Raw genomic sequence first — 16,237 nt, forward strand, 5'->3', positions numbered from 1 at the left:
TATTTTAATGAGTGTAAATAAACAGATCGTACTGGCGTCCCGTCCTGAAGGGGCTCCATCCAAAGAGAATTTTGAATTCGTTGAGGCATCGCTACCTGAACCGGAAGCTGGGCAAGTGCTGGTTCGTACATTATATTTGTCGGTCGACCCGTACATGCGGGGACGAATGAAAGATACGAAATCCTATGCACCGCCGTACGCCCTGAATGAAGTCATTAAGGGAGGAGCGATCGGGCAGGTTGTGGAATCATCCGAGCCCAATTTACGCAAAGGTGATCTGGTGACGGGGATGTGGGGCTGGCAGCAATATGCTGCGGTCAATACGACGGATCTGTCGCTGATTGATTCGGACGAGGCTCCAATTACAGCTTATCTCGGTGCATTGGGCCTGACAGGTTTGACCGCGTATTTCGGCATGGAGGATATCGGTAAACCCAAGGATGGAGAGACCGTTGTGGTCTCTGGTGCGGCAGGAGCTGTGGGGATGATCGCAGGTCAGATCGGTAAAATCGTCGGTGCGCGTGTGGTTGGTATCGCAGGTTCTGACGATAAATGTACCTATCTGAAAGAAAAGCTTGGTTTCGACGTTGTGCTGAACTATAAGACGGAGCAAGATATGTCGGCAGCGATTGAAAAGGCTTGTCCTGACGGAGTCGACGTATACTTCGACAATGTTGGCGGCGATATCTCGGATGCTGTACTGCGTCATATCAATCGGAATGCCCGTATTCCGCTGTGCGGACAGATCTCGTCTTATAATCTGGAGAAACCGGATATCGGCATGCGTCCACAAACACTGCTGCTAACGAACACGGCGCTGATGAAAGGTTTTCTGCTGGGCGACTACACGAAGTCTTTCAAGGAAGGACGTGCTAAGCTTGCTAAGTGGATTCAGGAAGGCAAGCTGCAGTATGAAGAAAATATTGTGGACGGCTTCGAACGGACGCCGGAAGCTTTCATTGGACTCTTCTCTGGAGATAATCTGGGCAAGCAGCTGGTGAAGGTTGCAGACCCTGAATAGATGGATTGAGCGAGTAAACTTGGGTTGATGGATGAGTACATTCATTCCAACGATTAAAGCGGCTTCCGCATAACAGTTCTGATTAAGTCGTTGCAGCCTGCAAGCAAAAGACACGTTCTTGGCACCTTTTAATGGTGTGTTGAACGTGTCTTTTTAAATTGATGTTGATGTCGATTGATGTTATCGCTAAGTTGATGTGATCGATGTGATTGGTAAATGCTTAATACCTTGATTGTTTAATTTCTTATTGCTCTAGACCTATAAAAATCAGGGTAGTGCCGGGGGGGGTTAGCTACCGTTTAGTTCTGAACAGCGAGCACTTCCTTGTAGTGTTTGTACATATATACACGCCAGCGCACAATCATACCGAACGCCAGCAGGAAGAACAGACCGCCTGTTTGCGGAATGCTGACATATCGCTGGATGACTTCATGCAGAATCAGGCGTACAGCCAGAAGTCCTAGCAAAATGAAGGCAAAGCTGCGGGAACGTGTGGCAAAAATCTCTTCTCCTACGCGTTCAAACTTGGTGCTGCGAATGAGAGGATACGAGAAAATAAACCAGCCGACCAGAAGCGCGATGAGCGCCCACAACCATGGAACATGGGTCTCCGGTACAACAAACATAAAAAAGCCTGTGCTCATGCCGAACGGCGGAATAATAATTTTACGGATGGTGACCGGCCGGTGGCTGGCTTTCATACGAATGAAGATGGCAAGTAAGGCCATGACAAGCATGCCAACAGTCGCCCCGATTTGAAGATAGTACGGAGAGATTTGAGCCACGTAAACGCCCTCTTTCTACAATGATATGTAATCCGTTCAACCGGATAAGATACAAAAAGACCTGATTTTTCAGTTCCTATTATAGCACAAATACAGGAACTCGATAGAACACATATCTTTTAAAAATGCAGGCAATGTTGATCGTTTTTTGTTAGGAAAATATGTAGGAAGTGTCTGAAAACTCTGAAGAAAGCTGATTTTGCCGAATGTTCATTCCAAGCAAGGAAGTTTCCCGCAGGCGTATCGGGACACGTCAAGGGAAAGTGACGTAGCAGGGGGCGGAAAGGGGGAAAGATGCACTTCAGTAGGTTTCAAGACACGCTCTAGTATTGTTCCCGCTGAGTTGTCGTTTATTCGAATAAGAGGAAATTAAGCCAGATGTACTAACAGATGTACTAATGGCTGCACTAAGAAGGGATTACTGCAACAGATGGACAGGCGTGGGATGGTGTATCTAAACTTATTAACCTCCTGCTCCTGTTCCTGGGCACAAGCTATGTAGGCTAACGATCACCAGGAAGCTTATTTGCCGCATTTTCTGCTCCTTTTAATTCTAACGATCAGGAGAAACCTTATTTTGTGAATTCTCGGTCTGTTATATGGTTTCTAACCGTTTTTTGAGAAAATAGCATCTCTGGTGATCGTTAGAATTCCAAAAGGCTGTTTATCTGGCATATAAGCTCTCTGGTGATCGTTAGAATTCTGGCAGACACATGGAAGTCTCACTTTGTTGAGAGGAAATTGTAGTAGGTCGGACAGATTCAACGGATCAGCGACGGAGGTTAGCTTAGTTGTAGGCATGCTTCGCATGAAGAGTGGCACCGCGTGAGCCAGGAGCTACAAGCGGTGCGGGAAACTTAGTTCGTTTGATTAGACAGACTTCTATTACTTGGTGTAGCTCAGCTTCCGAGCGAGAGTATTTTGTTTCGTTCGGTTACTTACGAGTGTCTCGGCGGTTTTCTCTTGCTTGGATATTTTAGGAAACTTAGCTTTGCCCTCATTTATATGTCTTCGGACAGGTGGCGCAGCCCGTGGAGAAAAGCGGACACGGTCAGACGCAGGCTATCGTCCGGACTGAAATCCATGCCGAAGCCGCCCTGTGCCTCTATGGAGGCAAAACCATGGCAGAGGCTGCGTAATCCCCGAACAGCATGCAATGCTTTCGCTTCGGTGAGGGGATATGGCTGCAGGGTATGCAGCAGCATGTCCAGCAGAGCTGTTTTGCATGCCGCGAGCTGCGGTTCATTCAGGTCGGGCGCATGGTATGAGGCTTCGTAGAGCCCGGGATGCTGGCGAACGAAGCCTATATAAGCAGCGGCGATGGCTTGAATGGCCTCGTCGCCGGTGCGATCCGCCGTAGCCTCGTTTACGGCAAGGCCAAGCTGTTGCACTGACATCAGCGCTAGTTCCTGGCGAAGCCCGGGGAGCCCGCTGATGTGGTTATAGAGCGACGGCGAGCGCACATCCAGCCGCTTCGCAAGAGCGGCCAGGGTCAGCGCCTCAAAGCCGTCGCTGTCCACGATCTGAATCGCAGCGTCAAGCAACGCGCCGCGATCCAGACCTTGCCGGGGGCTCATCGCTGCCCCCCGGCTGGTTGCAGTCGCTGCTGAGCATCAGCGACTGCCGCGCGCATGGCCGCCGCGGGCTGGCGAAGCATTCGTCCGTGGCCAACGGCCAGCACGGACGGCTCCAGCTCCGCCAGGCGCTTCCCGCTGGCTAGTGCCGCTTCGCGATTCCACGTGGCCAGCGCAGGGAACGGGAAGAGCGGGCGCACGCGGCCGGACACGGCGAGGCCCCCGCGCACTTGATACGCATCGCCGGCGATCATTACCCGGCTGCGTGTATCCATGAAGGCCATATGCCCGGGCGTATGGCCTGGAGAAGCAATAGCGACCAGCGATCCAATCTGGTCGCCATCTTCGAGCAGGCGATCCGGCTTCGTACGGATGCCTTTGGGCAAACTGCCGCGTACCGGGGTCTGCGGCTCGTGCGTCAACAGCGATGTATCCCCGGTTAATAGCTTGGCATCTCGGCTGGAGATGCATACCTCAGCATCGGGGAGCGCATCCTTGAGACCATCAAGCGCCCCAACGTGATCCGCATGGGCATGGGTCAGGATGATGGTGGTGATGGGTTTCCCCAAGGAAGCGGCTGTCTCCAGAATGCCTTTGAGACTGAATGGCATGCCTGCATCAATCAGGGTCAAGCCTTGTTCCTCTTCAACAAGATAGACATTTACAGGGAAGAGGCGGGGAAGAAAGGTGACTTGGTGAACATCGAATTCACGGGTGATCCGCATCGGAAATCCTCCTAAAACTAATGATGTTAGTAATATAACTAATGACATTAGTTTATGCAATATAAATTTTCATCATAACCGGATAACTCCTGAATCAGCTTAAAATCAAACTTTACAAAAAAAGCGTTTTCAAAATGAAGATTAGCGATTATAATAATCACGTAAGCCCTTTCATATGTCTATCTTATTGGAGCCCTTCGCGAAGCGAAAGGCTCACTTTTTTATGCATAGAACGTTTTCAACAACAGTTTTGAATCAGCGTTCGGCAGATTACCAAGAGAGTGTAAGTATTGATATAACAGGGAAATCTAAGATCAAATGACGTTCAGGAGCAAGTGTTGACAAACATAACTGTTATTCATATAATGACAGTTATACTTACCTTGGAATGAAGTTCATCGGTGTTGTATGCCGGGAAGGGAGTAAGTTATGAACAGCGAATTTACCATTGCGGTGCATTGTCTTGTTTTTCTATCGATGAGAAGCGAGTGTATGGCCAACAGTGAAGACCTGTCTCAAAGTGTGGGCACACATCCGGCCAGAGTCCGCAAGGTACTGAGTGTTCTGCGCAAACATGGTTACTTGACGACCAAAGAAGGTGCTCATGGGGGATACTTGCTTAGTCGACCAAGTGAAGAGATCAAGCTTGGAGAAGTGTACAGACTAGTTGCTGGAGGTTCGCTCGGGCCAAGCTGGTGTTCAGGTGAATCGGGTTCACCGTGTAAAGTTTCCTCTAATATGCAGGGTGTGATGGGGGCTATATACGATGGAGGGGAAGAAGCGCTGAGCGCTTATTTCGACCGCATATCCATCCTTGATGTGATGCAAAGCATTGAGCGTGGAGAAGGACCTTTTCCGTTGGAAGGGGTATCTACCAAAGAGAAGATCTGAATGGGTGCTGTCATGGCTCATGAGAGAGAAGTGTAAGAGATACGTATGCTCCGGTGTAAAAGAGGTTGAAAGTTGGGTAATTCCGGGCATAACGTGAACACAGATGGGGAGCGTTCGTCTGCGCTGATGTTATTTTCGGAAGGCCTGTGCTTGGGGCGGAATGGCTTTCAAGGCGTGCTTTGCGAACGTAAAAATATAATATTCCAAACAGAACTAAGGAGTGGAACACATGTCCGTTACTGAAAAAAATGAAACACTTAGCGTTATTAGCGAACGCCACGCAGTTAAAAAGTATGAAAAAGGTTTTGTATTGCCGGAGGCTGACCTGAACGCAATCTTGACTGCAGCTTCTGAAGCCCCGTCTTCCTGGAACCTGCAACACTGGAGATTCCTCGTGATTGAATCCGAAGCAGACAAAGCAAAATTGCTCCCGATCGCTTACGGACAAACTCAAGTAGTGGACAGTTCTGTTACGATTGCCGTTCTTGGTGATCTGGAAGCGAACCGTAATACATTCATCTACGATCAAGCTGTTGAAGCTGGCGCATTGCCTGCTGAAGTTCGTGACGCGTTGGTGGGTCAAATTAACGGTGCTTACCAAAGCCCGCAAATCGCTCGTGATGAAGCAATCCGCAACGCTTCTTTTGCTTCCCAAAACATTATGCTGGCAGCACGTTCCCTGGGTTATGACACTTGCCCAATGGGCGGATACAACCCACAACAATTGATCGAAGCGTTCAACATCCCTGCACGCTTTGTACCAACTTTGCTGATTACTGTAGGTAAAGCTGCTGAGCCAGCTCGTCCATCAGGTCGCTTCCCATTGTCCGAAGTGGTTGTAAAAGGTTCTTTCTAAGTCTATCTAAACGTGGATGATAGGCAGTAATATTCTAAGCGAGTACATCCTCTTATTGGAGGAAAGTACTCGCTTTTTTGCTATTTTTACAGACCGTCGGTACGCAATTTCTAGTAGAAAACCAGTTAATTGTTGTAGATCCGTTTCAGGAGGATGGCTCGCTGAAGGAAGATTTGATCCTACGAAGCTCTGATTTAACCGACCTGGGAAACCAGTTTTTCTTAGAGGTTTTCCCCAAGTGTCTTAGAATCGCACTGAGCTGTACACAAAACCCCGCACTTTCTAAAGAAGAAAGATGCGGGGTTTGCCATTCTATTCTTTTATCCTGAGATACCATTTACTTCTCCGGTGTTTCCGGGATTTGCGGTGTGAAGAAGGATTTCATGTGCTCCAGGGCATTGTACATCATCACGGCAGCCTCAGCACGAGTAATGGCTTGTTTCGGATGGAACTGTCCTTCCGCATCCAGCGCGCTAATCTTCAGCACCAGAGAACGTTGTACGGCACCTTGGTACTCTGGTGTAAGCTCATTCTCGTCCGCAATGTCTACCGGCTGGATTTTGATCATAGGCAGACCACCTTTGGCCTCAATCGCTTGCATGAGGAACAGAGTGTACTGCTCACGAGTGAGCGGTTTGGAAGGATCAATATTTTGCGGAAGCTTGATGCTGTTGTACTGTGCGCGGATGAAAGCATCGCTGTACCAGACACCGTCTTTTACAGCAGAGAAATAATCACTAGGCACAGGCATTTTAATAAAACGAATAGCATTCAGGTTTAAGTCCAGTCCGTCTACGATCAATTGAACGCCTTGCGCGGTACTCAGCTGTTCTTCTGGCTTGAACAAGTTATCGCTAACCCCTTTAATTAATCCATTCTGATGGAGAGATTCGATTTTGTCTGCACCCGGAATACCTTGAATATCCGTAAATTTGGACGGCGTAGCATGGAGAGGGCCCGCACTTAAGGAGAGTGTAAGCAGGGCTCCTACTGTAAGAGTTGCTATAATATTTTTCTTCATTTCGGTGTCGCCTCGCTTTTCCAGGAAGTTCATATCCCTTTGTTTTAAAGTGATTTGCCCCTATAGACGACCCTTTTGTTCAAAAGGTTGCTGTAATTTTCCACAAATTTATCCTTTGGATTGGTTCCGGTAATCCGTAGGGGATTGACCCATCATTTTGCTGAACAGTCGTGAAAAATAGTACGGGTCACTGAACCCCAGCTCGGAGCTGATCTGTTTGATCGTCCAATCGGTAAAATCAAGATAACGGCAGGAATGCTGGATTTTGAGCCGTAAGAAATAATCGATGGGTGAATGACCCGTCACCTGTTTGAACACTTGGGAATAATGCGGCACGGACAAGCGGGCATGCGCTGCCAGTTCCTTGAGTGTAACCCCGCTCTCCAGGTGCTCCAGCATATACTGTACAGAATACTCGGCTGCTTGTTTGCTGGTCATCACCCCGTTATCTGTCGCAGAGGCATAGGAACCGTAAGCAAGCAAGCCCAGCATGTAACCGATAATCTGTGAGGCAAAGGTCATCGTTTGCAGCGAATATCCGGTTTCGAGTACGCCGTAACACTCATGAAAAAGCTCCAGCCATCGTTGTGCCTTCGCAGGTGGCATTGTTGTAATTTGCTGCGAGATCAAAGATTCGATATATGCATGGGCGTGTTCACCGCGCAAGTGAAACCAGTATATACTCCACGGTTCTTCCGTGTTGGCACCATAGATATGAGGAACGTGGGCGGGCAAAATAATCAGGTTCCCCGGTTGCACCTTGCAGGGTTTACCCTGCTCCAGTTCATACCAGCCTGAGCCTTCCGTGCAGTACATCAGAATGTGGGAGTCACATCCCTCCGGACGATCCCGATAATGATGCTCTGCTTCATGGAAATATCCAATATCCGTAACATACAATCCCGATGTCACCGGGGAAGCAGCCGCTTCCATCAGTAATGATTCGGGTAGCACCATTAGTTTTTGCCGGCGGAATCCGTCTGATTTACGTAACAGGGGTGGTCGGTGTGTTGGTCTCATATTTTATATTATGGTGAGGGAGGGAAGTGGAGTCAATGTTGCGGTATTTCGGTAAAAAACGGAAAAAAACGTTTGACAGTCATATAGACTGCCTTTATTATACGTATATAACTTACTAAACAGGTAGGAATAATAAAAATGACTGCAAACACTTGAACAGCATAACGTTCTCACCGTATAGACGGAGGAACACCGCAGTGCATTTTACCGATGAAGCATACACGACTTTAGGGGTCGGTATGACTTGATGAGGGAAGAGTGCACAGGGGGTTCCTCCGTCTTTTTGTTCTTTTCTGGTGCGTATCGCTGTTCTGCCGACCTGTAGTTGATCATGCAAGTTTATATCGGGGGGAGTGTAAGATGATGAAAAAGAGAGTTCACAAAGGAATTCTGATGGGGTTGGCATTGGTGTTAACGGGGGTGCTGGCAGCTTGCGGATCAAATAACGACGGGTCAAGTGCAGCGGGCGCATCAACAGGAACGGGGACAGATGGGAATAAAGAAGGCAGCAAAGCAGTTGAACTGCTCAATGTCTCCTATGACCCGACAAGGGAACTTTATGAGGAATATAACAAAGCATTTGCCGCCCATTGGCTGAAAGAGAAAGGCCAGGAAGTGACGATCAAACAATCTCATGGAGGTTCGGGTAAACAGAGCCGTTCCGTCATTGACGGACTGGATGCAGATGTGGTGACACTGGCACTGGGCTATGATATCGATGCGATTGAAGATAAAGGTCTGATTAATGCAGGCTGGCAGGACAAATACGAGCACAACAGCTCTCCGTACACGTCCACAATTGTATTTCTGGTGCGTAAAGGCAATCCGAAAGGCATCAAGGATTGGGATGATCTGATCAAAGGAGATACGCAGGTCATTACTCCGAATCCGAAGACATCAGGCGGAGCACGGTGGAACTATTTAGCGGCCTGGGGTTACGCGCTGAAGCATAACAACAACGACGAAGAGAAGGCAAAGCAGTTCGTGGCAGAGCTGTTCAAACATGCCCCTGTGCTTGACTCTGGTGCTCGTGGAGCGACAACGACATTTGTGGAACGCGGCATTGGCGATGTACTGCTGGCTTGGGAGAATGAGGCATTCCTTTCTGTCAAAGAGTTAGGGCCGGACAAATTTGACATTGTCGTGCCTTCTATCAGCATTTTGGCTGAACCTCCTGTAGCGATCGTGGATAAAAATGCGGATAAAAAAGGCACTCGCGACGTGGCAGATGCGTATCTCAAATACCTATATAGCGAAGAAGGTCAGACGATTGCTGCCGAAAATTACTACCGTCCTACGCTGGATAGCGTAAAGGAAAAATTCAAAGATCAGTTTCCGAAGCTGGAGCTGTTTACGTTAAAAGATGTCTTTGGTACTTGGCGGGATACCCAGGCCAAACACTTTAATGACGGAGGTATCTTCGACCAGATCTACGTGCCGGGTAGCTAAGAATAACAGGGCAACAGCATCCGAAGCGAGTATAGGAAATCAATCAAAGCAAACCAGTCAAAGTAAATCAAACAAAGCATAAATTGCGCTGTACGCAGCCAACCAGCCTGACCGGCTGACGGCAGAGAGGATGAATAGGCATGAGCAAGGTTATCGCGGCCCGGGGAAGGCGGACATTGCCGGGATTCGGATTAACGATGGGGTACAGCGTGCTTTACCTGAGTCTGGTCGTGCTGATTCCGCTGACGGCACTGTTATTCAACTCCACGGGATTGACCTGGGCAACGATGGTGGAGGTGGCTACCAATCCAAGGGTGCTGGCTTCGTTCCGGGTCAGTTTCCTGACAGCTGGTGCGGCGGCACTATTTGATCTGTTCCTGGGCCTTCTTCTGGCCTGGGTGCTGGTTCGGTATGAATTCCCTGGTAAGAGATTGTTCGATGCGGTTATTGATCTTCCGTTTGCGCTACCCACGGCCGTAGCCGGGGTGGCTCTGACAGCGATCTATGCCGGGAATGGATGGATCGGACAATTTGTAGAACCTTTGGGCATCAAGCTGGCATACTCTCAAGTGGGAATTACACTCGCACTTATGTTTATCGGCATCCCTTTTGTCGTGCGTACGGTACAGCCAGTGCTGGAAGAGCTTGAAGCTGAGGTCGAAGAAGCAGCGGCGACGCTGGGTGCGGGGCGATGGCGGATATTCCGTGCTGTTTTGCTGCCGGATCTCGTCCCACCGCTACTGACGGGGTTTGCGCTAGCTTTTGCACGGGGCATTGGTGAGTATGGTTCGGTCGTATTTATTTCAGGCAATATGCCGATGAAAACGGAAATCGCGCCGCTGCTCATCATGTCCAAGCTGGAGCAGTTTGATTATGCAGGGGCTACAGCGGTAGCCTTGTTACTCTTGTTGATCTCATTTATCCTGCTGCTCATCATCAACTCTCTCCAGCGCTGGAGTCGGAAGGCAGGGAGAGTGTGATCGCAGCAATAGTAGAGCCGGAAGGGTGCCTAATCACTTCACATTCTGTCCGTGCGGCTTGCCCATTCGTGGCGGCCCGGATGGATTAACATTGCCACAATGTGGCGCACTCACCAAACCGAAGGAGGTGTACATATGGCGGATTCTGTTCCCCTTAGTCCTGTTCCACCTGTAAGAACCGGTCGCAGTACAAATCGCGCCACAACAGAAGCACCTTGGGTAAAATGGCTACTGATCGGACTTGCGAGTCTCGTCCTGATCTGGTTGCTGATCCTGCCACTGGTCATCGTGCTTATGGAAGCGTTGAAGCAAGGCTGGGGGGTCTACATCGCTGCGCTGACGGAACCGGATGCCTTGTCTGCACTGAAGCTGACACTGCTGGTTGCCGCAATAACCGTTCCGCTCAACACGATCTTTGGCGTGGCAGCGGCTTGGGTCATCACCAAGTTCCAATTCAAAGGTAAAGGGCTGCTCATCACACTGATTGATCTTCCCTTTTCCATCTCGCCTGTCGTTGGCGGTTTGATCTTTGTCCTGGTGTTTGGCTCAAACGGATGGTTTGGCCCGTGGCTGGCAGAGCATGATATCAAAATCATTTTTGCACTGCCGGGAATTGTAATTGCGACGTTATTTATTACCTTTCCTTTTGTGGCGAGAGAGCTGATTCCGCTGATGGAAGATCAAGGCACGCGAGAAGAAGAAGCGGCTGTAACACTTGGAGCCTCTGGGTGGCGCATCTTCTGGAGTGTGACATTACCCAATATTAAATGGGGGCTTCTCTACGGAATTATCCTGTGTAATGCGCGTGCTATGGGTGAATTTGGAGCAGTGTCGGTCGTATCCGGACATATTCGTGGAGAAACCAATACCTTGCCGCTTCACGTCGAGATTTTGTATAACGAATATCAGTTTTCGGCCTCATTTGCCGTTGCTTCCCTACTGTTAATCTTGGCTTTAGCTACGTTACTACTCAAGAGCTGGCTTGGCCATAAAGCCGTTTCAGAAAAGGCATAGTGTGGATCAAAATATCAATTGACAGCTGCTGGAAGCCCTGATATTGTATAAACCAAGTATATGGGTTGGATAAGAATGAATTATAATTCAACACTTTAAATGACAGGTACGTACAGGATGAATAACGGGTGATAGCCCGAGAAGAGGAGGCGGCTCAAGTGGCTAAGCCGTTAAAAGTGGATGAGGTATGGTTAAACCGAATTGCCGGGCAGCTGGATGACATGGAATTTGGTTCATTGCATATTGTGGTACATGAGGGACAGATTGTGCAGATGGAGCGTACCGAGCGCAAACGTTTTGAAAATACGTCCTCAGGCAATGCCTCCAAATCCGGGCCTAGAAGTAGCAGCTCCGCCCGTTCCGTTCGTGGATCGAACGCGAGTGCGAAAGGATAATCCCTTTTCATCTTATCCTAAGAGCATGAAAATCCTGTGTGTTACATGGTTGATTTTAAAAAATAAACAGGCTATCCCTGTCGTCGTGATGACTTAGGGATAGCCATTTTTGTGTGAACTAGTCGGACGCCGATACAGATCTGCGAGGTGTCACAGGGAGAGGGGGATCCTCTACAACAGCTTCATGTATTGGCGTAGCCATACTGCTGTTACTACTGTTTTCATCTGTTTCAGCATGTCCGGCATATGGGCGCTCGCTACGGGAGCGTGATCCAGTTAATCCGAATCCGGAGACAAACAGAATAAGTTGCAGAGCAAGGGCATAAGGGGCCGCCGCAAGTCCGATCAGATGAAGCAAAGAACAGAGTGCGATCAAGAGGGATAGCCATTTGACCAGCGCTCCTGAAGTGCCACGCTTGGGGCTGGACCAAAGCAGGTAACCGTATAGTATCGTAAGCATGAGGGAAATGGCCTGAAACCATGGTAACAGGTTATCCCAGGAATCTACGGGGGTAATAGTGATACGCTCTGTGTAGAACAGGTATCCGATTAAAAGTGCTGTGGCCATGAGTGCGGCAGGTTCAGCTGCAGGCCTGAAAATGTTCCAGATGGCACGGCCCCAGTGCACCGAATATGTATTCCGGCTGAATTCATCCGATAGTGCAGTGCACTCCCGTTCAAGTGCTTTATGCATCAGAGCAAGCCTGGCGGGATCTTCATTTTTAACGCAGTCACGAATCTGATCCTGAAGCTGCGGGGAGAGGCATGAGGCCGCTTTGCAGGCCTGCATTGCTTGTAACAACTCATGATGTTCCTGTGCGGGATCTTCATATTTTCGTTGTTCCCAAATGGTAAGTAGTCCCAAAAGGCCTGTGCTTATGTATAATGTATCTCGTATCCTCTGCATATGCCTTTCATGGCTTCGCCGAATTTCTGTGGCCGACCATAGATAAGCTGCCAGAAGCAATGCAACAACACCAAGCAGTATAAACGTAGCATCGGGATGTGATGACAGGTTATCCAACCAACGTTGAAACACAACATTTCCTCCTTTACAACCAACTTGACGTATCTAAACACGCTTTTACGCAAGCCTTCTCTCACTATTACACAGGAAGTAGATGAATTCAAGCAGTTAGATCCATTCTTAATTGGAGAATTCCTGGTTTTTTGTTAGGATACATCTGTATGAAAGGAAATCAGGTTCTGGAGGAAATTAGCATGAAATGGACAGAGAAAGAAAAGGCTCAGAGGGGTTTGCTTTACGATAATAATAACGATAAACAGTTGATTCGAGAGCGTACGTATGCGAAGGAAATGTGTTATGACTATAACCAGATTCGCCCAAGTAATCTAAAAGACAGAGAAATACTGATTCAGAAGCTTTTTGCGAAAACCGGGGAGAAATTTCTGATTGAGCAACCATTTTATTGCGATCAGGGATATAACATTGAAATTGGAGACCATTTTTATTGCAATCATAATACTGTCATGCTGGATGCGGGCAAGATCAGTTTCGGAGATTATGTATTTATCGGGCCCAATTGCGGCTTTTATACACCTGAGCATCCTCTTGACGCGGAACAGCGAAATCAAGGTTTGGAGGTTGCTCTACCCATCTCGGTAGGAAATAATGTTTGGATAGGTGGAGGGGTATCTGTTCTGCCAGGGGTCACCATTGGGGATAACACCGTTATTGGTGCAGGAAGTGTAGTTACAAAATCTATTCCTGCCGGCGTTGTTGCTGCTGGGAATCCATGCAGGGTGATCAGGGAAATTACAGAGGAAGATCAACATAAATATCCACGCGTTTGATGCAGGTCAATAAGATACAAGATCAGAAAGGGGAGGAACAGATGAACGAGGTGAACATTGAACATGCACCGCCGGCTGCGGTTGAATATTTGGCACTGCGGCAGATTGCGGGGCTGAGTCCGATGAGCCGGGAGGGGGCTGAGATAGGGCTGCCTCGCAGTTTATTTGCGGTGTGTTTGCGAGAAGCCGACGTTCTCATCGGGATGGGACGTGTCATTGGGGATGGTGGTTGTTTTTTTCAAGTGGTCGATATTGCAGTGCATCCTGATCTTCAGGGGAAGGGCTATGGGAAACTGATCATGATCGAAATTATGAACTATTTGCGTGAAGCCGTGCCTGCGAGGGGGTTGGTCAGTCTACTGGCTGATGTTCCTGCGGATCGCTTGTATGCTCAATTTGGCTTTGAATATACAAGCCCGAAATCGGAAGGCATGTGGTGGAGGCAGGGGGAATAAAGTATAAACCGGAAACCGCCAATACAGCAGGTTCAACAAAAATAGTTACCGCAAACCTTTGGGAAACCAAAGGTTTTTTGCTTTACAACCATATTTTTACATGATAATGTAAAATAAATACAATTTACGATTTACAAATTACAGATTATAAAATATGGAGGAAATATGTTGAACAAAAATCAAAAAATACAGTTCAATCAAATGATCGAGCGATCAATGGAACAGGCTGCTAAAAATCTTTCGGGTACCAAGGGGGTAGTTTCCGTTCGATTAAGTCAGGATGAGATTGATGTGATCGACCAAATGGTATTTCTGGAACTCGCCAAAAACCGCTCAGATGCGACAGCGATGCTGATTCGGGAAGGGATTCGCACGCACCAGACACTGTTTCACGAGTTACAGGAGTACACAGCTGAGCTGGAAGAAGTTAAAGCCAAAATGCAGCGAAGAATACAAGAATCGGGTCTGGTTGCTCAATTAAAACAAGGGGATGAGCGTGGGGAGATTCCGATTGGAGGCGATGGAAATGAACCAGAAAACAACGAATAAGACTGGCGAAGAAGGCTATCTTGCCGTGTTACGAATACCTTCCTTTACAGTGCTGCTGGTAGGCAGGCTTGTCTCAGGTGCAGGTCAGATTTTATTTTCCATGGCCACGATGTGGTACATCTTGCAGTTAACTGAATCCGCACTTGCTGCGGCATTAATTCCGATGCTTCCCTATTTGATCTACGCTTTCCTGGGTATTCCACTTGCAACGATCAGTGACCGTCTGCCAAAGAAACCATTGCTGATCTGGACCGACATATGGAGAGCGGTTATTGCTTGTATCTTAGCGATTCTATTTCTGACGGGTAGCATGCTTCCGTGGCATATCTATGTAGCCAATCTGCTCATTGCGATTCTCGGTTTCATGTTCAACCCTGCCACTCAGACGGTCATTCCGGCGATTCTGCCCAAACCGACTGAGCAACTCGCTCCAGCCAATGCCCTATTGAACTCCTCCTCCAAAACGATAGAACTTCTCGGTTATGCTCTAGGGGGAATTTTAATTGCCTTTATCTCCGTACAATCGATCCTGTTCATCTATGCGATCACTTTTCTGTTATCCGCACTTGCGATTGCCTTCATTCGTATTCCTGTGACCAAAGTGGTCAAACAAAAAGGATTTTCAGGTTTTGTCAAAGACAGCATGCAAGGGATTACCTTTTTATTTTCAAACAAAGTTTTGGCCTGCTGTATTATCTTTGGTGCCATTATCAATTTTGCAGGGGCCCCGCTACATATCTTCACGCCGATTTTTGCCAATATGGTGCTTGAAGCCGGGCCACAAGGATATGGGTTGCTTCAATCTGCTTTTGCCGCTGGCAGTATCGTTGGTTCTTTGCTTAGTGGAAAATATGCCAAACGTCTGTCACTCGCCCATTGGTTCCTAATCAGTTATCTGATCTCGGGCGCAAGCTTGCTGTTCATGCCGATGTATCCTAACTTGTACTTTGCCATTGCCTGCTCTTTCCTGTTGATGTTGGGGCTTGCTCTTGTAAATGTACCGTTAGTCACTTCCATTCTGTTATCTACACCGGAAGAAAAAAGAGGACGTGTCATGAACAGTATGGGAGTACTTATGAGTGGTGTTAGTAACCCGCTCGGTTTGTTACTCGGAGGATGGTTAATTGAAGCCTATAGTCCTTCCTGGGTGTACATGGGAATCGGCATGTTTGTTATTTTTATGGGCACGGCAAGCCTGTTTGTCAGACCTTTTCGGGAAGATCGAGCAGGACATACCTCACACAGGAAATCGTCCGTTTCGTCTGGAGTTTGATGTCAGATTACTCCTTTTTTTAAGGGAAAACCAAAGGTTATGACATGTATTACAACTATATATGGGTTTCTTAAATAATTTTTGTAAAAAAATTCAATTAAAAAGAAGGAATTTAAAATTTTATGTAGAATTTGGTTTATAAGAGGGGGAGACAAATGGGAGGTAATTTATCATGGAAAACAAGGAAATTTTATCTGTACAGGATTTGATGGCTCTGGAGGTTGAAGAGGATAACAACATGTTCGAGGAAACTAGCTTGTGTACAGTGTGCAGCTGGACAAGCTCACAAACGATCGTTGTAGAGGCTTAGAACTCTTCATCGTCTCGAACCACTGAATGATTCGTAAGATAAGTCTTTGATTTCGCATTACTAAACTAAAATAATTGTACCTCCCCCTCTTACTCTACTTCAAA

The 16,237-nt window shown here is 47.8% G+C and carries 18 protein-coding genes; 12 read left to right on the forward strand and 6 right to left on the reverse strand.

The window, feature by feature from the left end; translation table 11 throughout:
* The first annotated feature begins 7 nt into the window (after positions 1-7).
* On the forward strand, positions 8-1,021 hold the full coding sequence (locus tag MKY23_RS02550; RefSeq protein WP_090918707.1) for an NADP-dependent oxidoreductase: 1,014 nt from the start codon (positions 8-10) through the stop codon (positions 1,019-1,021).
* A gap of 299 nt (positions 1,022-1,320) precedes the next feature.
* Here MKY23_RS02550 and MKY23_RS02555 read toward each other — a convergent pair whose 3' ends face one another.
* The 3 genes from MKY23_RS02555 to MKY23_RS02565 form a co-directional block, all read right to left on the reverse strand.
* Positions 1,321-1,806, reverse strand: a complete 486-nt coding sequence (locus tag MKY23_RS02555) for a cytochrome c biogenesis protein CcdC (RefSeq protein WP_339835028.1) — start codon at positions 1,804-1,806, stop codon at positions 1,321-1,323.
* Positions 1,807-2,807: 1,001 nt separating this feature from the next.
* Positions 2,808-3,383, reverse strand: a complete 576-nt coding sequence (locus tag MKY23_RS02560) for a TetR/AcrR family transcriptional regulator (protein ID WP_339835031.1) — start codon at positions 3,381-3,383, stop codon at positions 2,808-2,810.
* Entirely contained in the window at positions 3,380-4,105 is a 726-nt protein-coding gene (locus MKY23_RS02565) for an MBL fold metallo-hydrolase (RefSeq protein ID WP_339835033.1), read from the reverse strand. The genes MKY23_RS02560 and MKY23_RS02565 overlap by 4 nt, the downstream gene beginning before the upstream one ends.
* Positions 4,106-4,534: 429 nt before the next feature.
* Here MKY23_RS02565 and MKY23_RS02570 point away from each other — a divergent pair, with 429 nt between their 5' ends.
* Together MKY23_RS02570 and MKY23_RS02575 are read left to right on the forward strand one after the other, a co-directional pair.
* On the forward strand, positions 4,535-4,996 hold the full coding sequence (locus MKY23_RS02570; protein ID WP_154985246.1) for an Rrf2 family transcriptional regulator: 462 nt from the start codon (positions 4,535-4,537) through the stop codon (positions 4,994-4,996).
* Between the two features lie 229 nt (positions 4,997-5,225).
* Positions 5,226-5,852 (forward strand): nitroreductase family protein, encoded by a 627-nt coding sequence (locus MKY23_RS02575; RefSeq protein WP_090918698.1) that lies wholly within the window; start codon positions 5,226-5,228, stop codon positions 5,850-5,852.
* Positions 5,853-6,189: 337 nt separating this feature from the next.
* Here MKY23_RS02575 and MKY23_RS02580 read toward each other — a convergent pair whose 3' ends face one another.
* A complete protein-coding gene (locus MKY23_RS02580; protein ID WP_339835037.1) occupies positions 6,190-6,873 on the reverse strand; it encodes an S-layer homology domain-containing protein in 684 nt (227 codons plus the stop codon).
* 108 nt (positions 6,874-6,981) lie between these two features.
* A complete protein-coding gene (locus MKY23_RS02585; protein WP_339835039.1) occupies positions 6,982-7,893 on the reverse strand; it encodes an AraC family transcriptional regulator in 912 nt (303 codons plus the stop codon).
* Positions 7,894-8,256: 363 nt separating this feature from the next.
* Here MKY23_RS02585 and MKY23_RS02590 point away from each other — a divergent pair, with 363 nt between their 5' ends.
* The 4 genes from MKY23_RS02590 to MKY23_RS02605 all read left to right on the forward strand — a co-directional run bounded on the left by MKY23_RS02590 (position 8,257) and on the right by MKY23_RS02605 (position 11,731).
* Complete coding sequence (locus MKY23_RS02590) at positions 8,257-9,342, forward strand: sulfate ABC transporter substrate-binding protein (protein WP_339839160.1); 1,086 nt, start codon at positions 8,257-8,259, stop codon at positions 9,340-9,342.
* Positions 9,343-9,482: 140 nt separating this feature from the next.
* Positions 9,483-10,322, forward strand: a complete 840-nt coding sequence (gene cysT, locus MKY23_RS02595; protein WP_339835041.1) for a sulfate ABC transporter permease subunit CysT — start codon at positions 9,483-9,485, stop codon at positions 10,320-10,322.
* 135 nt (positions 10,323-10,457) lie between these two features.
* Positions 10,458-11,336: a sulfate ABC transporter permease subunit CysW gene (gene cysW / locus MKY23_RS02600; protein ID WP_339835043.1), complete on the forward strand. Its 879-nt coding sequence runs from the start codon at positions 10,458-10,460 to the stop codon at positions 11,334-11,336.
* Positions 11,337-11,494: 158 nt separating this feature from the next.
* Positions 11,495-11,731, forward strand: coding sequence for a YezD family protein (locus tag MKY23_RS02605; RefSeq protein WP_154985250.1), 237 nt, complete (start codon positions 11,495-11,497; stop codon positions 11,729-11,731).
* 118 nt (positions 11,732-11,849) lie between these two features.
* Here MKY23_RS02605 and MKY23_RS02610 read toward each other — a convergent pair whose 3' ends face one another.
* A complete protein-coding gene (locus tag MKY23_RS02610; protein WP_339835045.1) occupies positions 11,850-12,770 on the reverse strand; it encodes a hypothetical protein in 921 nt (306 codons plus the stop codon).
* Between the two features lie 182 nt (positions 12,771-12,952).
* Between MKY23_RS02610 and MKY23_RS02615 the strand changes: the two genes are divergently transcribed.
* From MKY23_RS02615 to MKY23_RS02635, 5 genes are all read left to right on the forward strand, one after another.
* Entirely contained in the window at positions 12,953-13,546 is a 594-nt protein-coding gene (locus tag MKY23_RS02615) for a sugar O-acetyltransferase (protein ID WP_154891399.1), read from the forward strand.
* A gap of 41 nt (positions 13,547-13,587) precedes the next feature.
* Positions 13,588-14,001, forward strand: a complete 414-nt coding sequence (locus MKY23_RS02620; RefSeq protein WP_154891398.1) for a GNAT family N-acetyltransferase — start codon at positions 13,588-13,590, stop codon at positions 13,999-14,001.
* A gap of 165 nt (positions 14,002-14,166) precedes the next feature.
* Positions 14,167-14,550 carry a ribbon-helix-helix domain-containing protein gene (locus MKY23_RS02625; protein ID WP_222591863.1) on the forward strand — a complete coding sequence of 128 codons (384 nt, stop codon included), beginning with the start codon at positions 14,167-14,169 and terminating at the stop codon, positions 14,548-14,550.
* Entirely contained in the window at positions 14,528-15,823 is a 1,296-nt protein-coding gene (locus MKY23_RS02630; protein WP_339835050.1) for an MFS transporter, read from the forward strand. The genes MKY23_RS02625 and MKY23_RS02630 overlap by 23 nt, the downstream gene beginning before the upstream one ends.
* A gap of 172 nt (positions 15,824-15,995) precedes the next feature.
* A complete protein-coding gene (locus MKY23_RS02635) occupies positions 15,996-16,133 on the forward strand; it encodes a hypothetical protein (protein ID WP_161556981.1) in 138 nt (45 codons plus the stop codon).
* The last annotated feature ends 104 nt before the right edge of the window (positions 16,134-16,237 follow it).

This window comes from Paenibacillus sp. FSL R7-0272 (genome assembly GCF_037969905.1).
Taxonomy (GTDB): domain Bacteria; phylum Bacillota; class Bacilli; order Paenibacillales; family Paenibacillaceae; genus Paenibacillus; species Paenibacillus polysaccharolyticus.

Excerpts from the sequence above, each read along its gene's own strand:
- MKY23_RS02550 (WP_090918707.1), top strand. The coding sequence starts at position 8 with ATGAGTGTAAATAAACAGATCGTACTGGCGTCCCGTCCTGAAGGGGCT.
- MKY23_RS02560 (WP_339835031.1), bottom strand. The coding sequence starts at position 3,383 with ATGAGCCCCCGGCAAGGTCTGGATCGCGGCGCGTTGCTTGACGCTGCG.
- MKY23_RS02565 (WP_339835033.1), bottom strand. The coding sequence starts at position 4,105 with ATGCGGATCACCCGTGAATTCGATGTTCACCAAGTCACCTTTCTTCCC.
- MKY23_RS02570 (WP_154985246.1), top strand. The coding sequence starts at position 4,535 with ATGAACAGCGAATTTACCATTGCGGTGCATTGTCTTGTTTTTCTATCG.
- MKY23_RS02575 (WP_090918698.1), top strand. The coding sequence starts at position 5,226 with ATGTCCGTTACTGAAAAAAATGAAACACTTAGCGTTATTAGCGAACGC.
- MKY23_RS02580 (WP_339835037.1), bottom strand. The coding sequence starts at position 6,873 with ATGAAGAAAAATATTATAGCAACTCTTACAGTAGGAGCCCTGCTTACA.
- MKY23_RS02585 (WP_339835039.1), bottom strand. The coding sequence starts at position 7,893 with ATGAGACCAACACACCGACCACCCCTGTTACGTAAATCAGACGGATTC.
- MKY23_RS02590 (WP_339839160.1), top strand. The coding sequence starts at position 8,257 with ATGAAAAAGAGAGTTCACAAAGGAATTCTGATGGGGTTGGCATTGGTG.
- cysT (WP_339835041.1), top strand. The coding sequence starts at position 9,483 with ATGAGCAAGGTTATCGCGGCCCGGGGAAGGCGGACATTGCCGGGATTC.
- cysW (WP_339835043.1), top strand. The coding sequence starts at position 10,458 with ATGGCGGATTCTGTTCCCCTTAGTCCTGTTCCACCTGTAAGAACCGGT.
- MKY23_RS02615 (WP_154891399.1), top strand. The coding sequence starts at position 12,953 with ATGAAATGGACAGAGAAAGAAAAGGCTCAGAGGGGTTTGCTTTACGAT.
- MKY23_RS02620 (WP_154891398.1), top strand. The coding sequence starts at position 13,588 with ATGAACGAGGTGAACATTGAACATGCACCGCCGGCTGCGGTTGAATAT.
- MKY23_RS02625 (WP_222591863.1), top strand. The coding sequence starts at position 14,167 with ATGTTGAACAAAAATCAAAAAATACAGTTCAATCAAATGATCGAGCGA.
- MKY23_RS02630 (WP_339835050.1), top strand. The coding sequence starts at position 14,528 with ATGAACCAGAAAACAACGAATAAGACTGGCGAAGAAGGCTATCTTGCC.
- MKY23_RS02635 (WP_161556981.1), top strand. The coding sequence starts at position 15,996 with ATGGAAAACAAGGAAATTTTATCTGTACAGGATTTGATGGCTCTGGAG.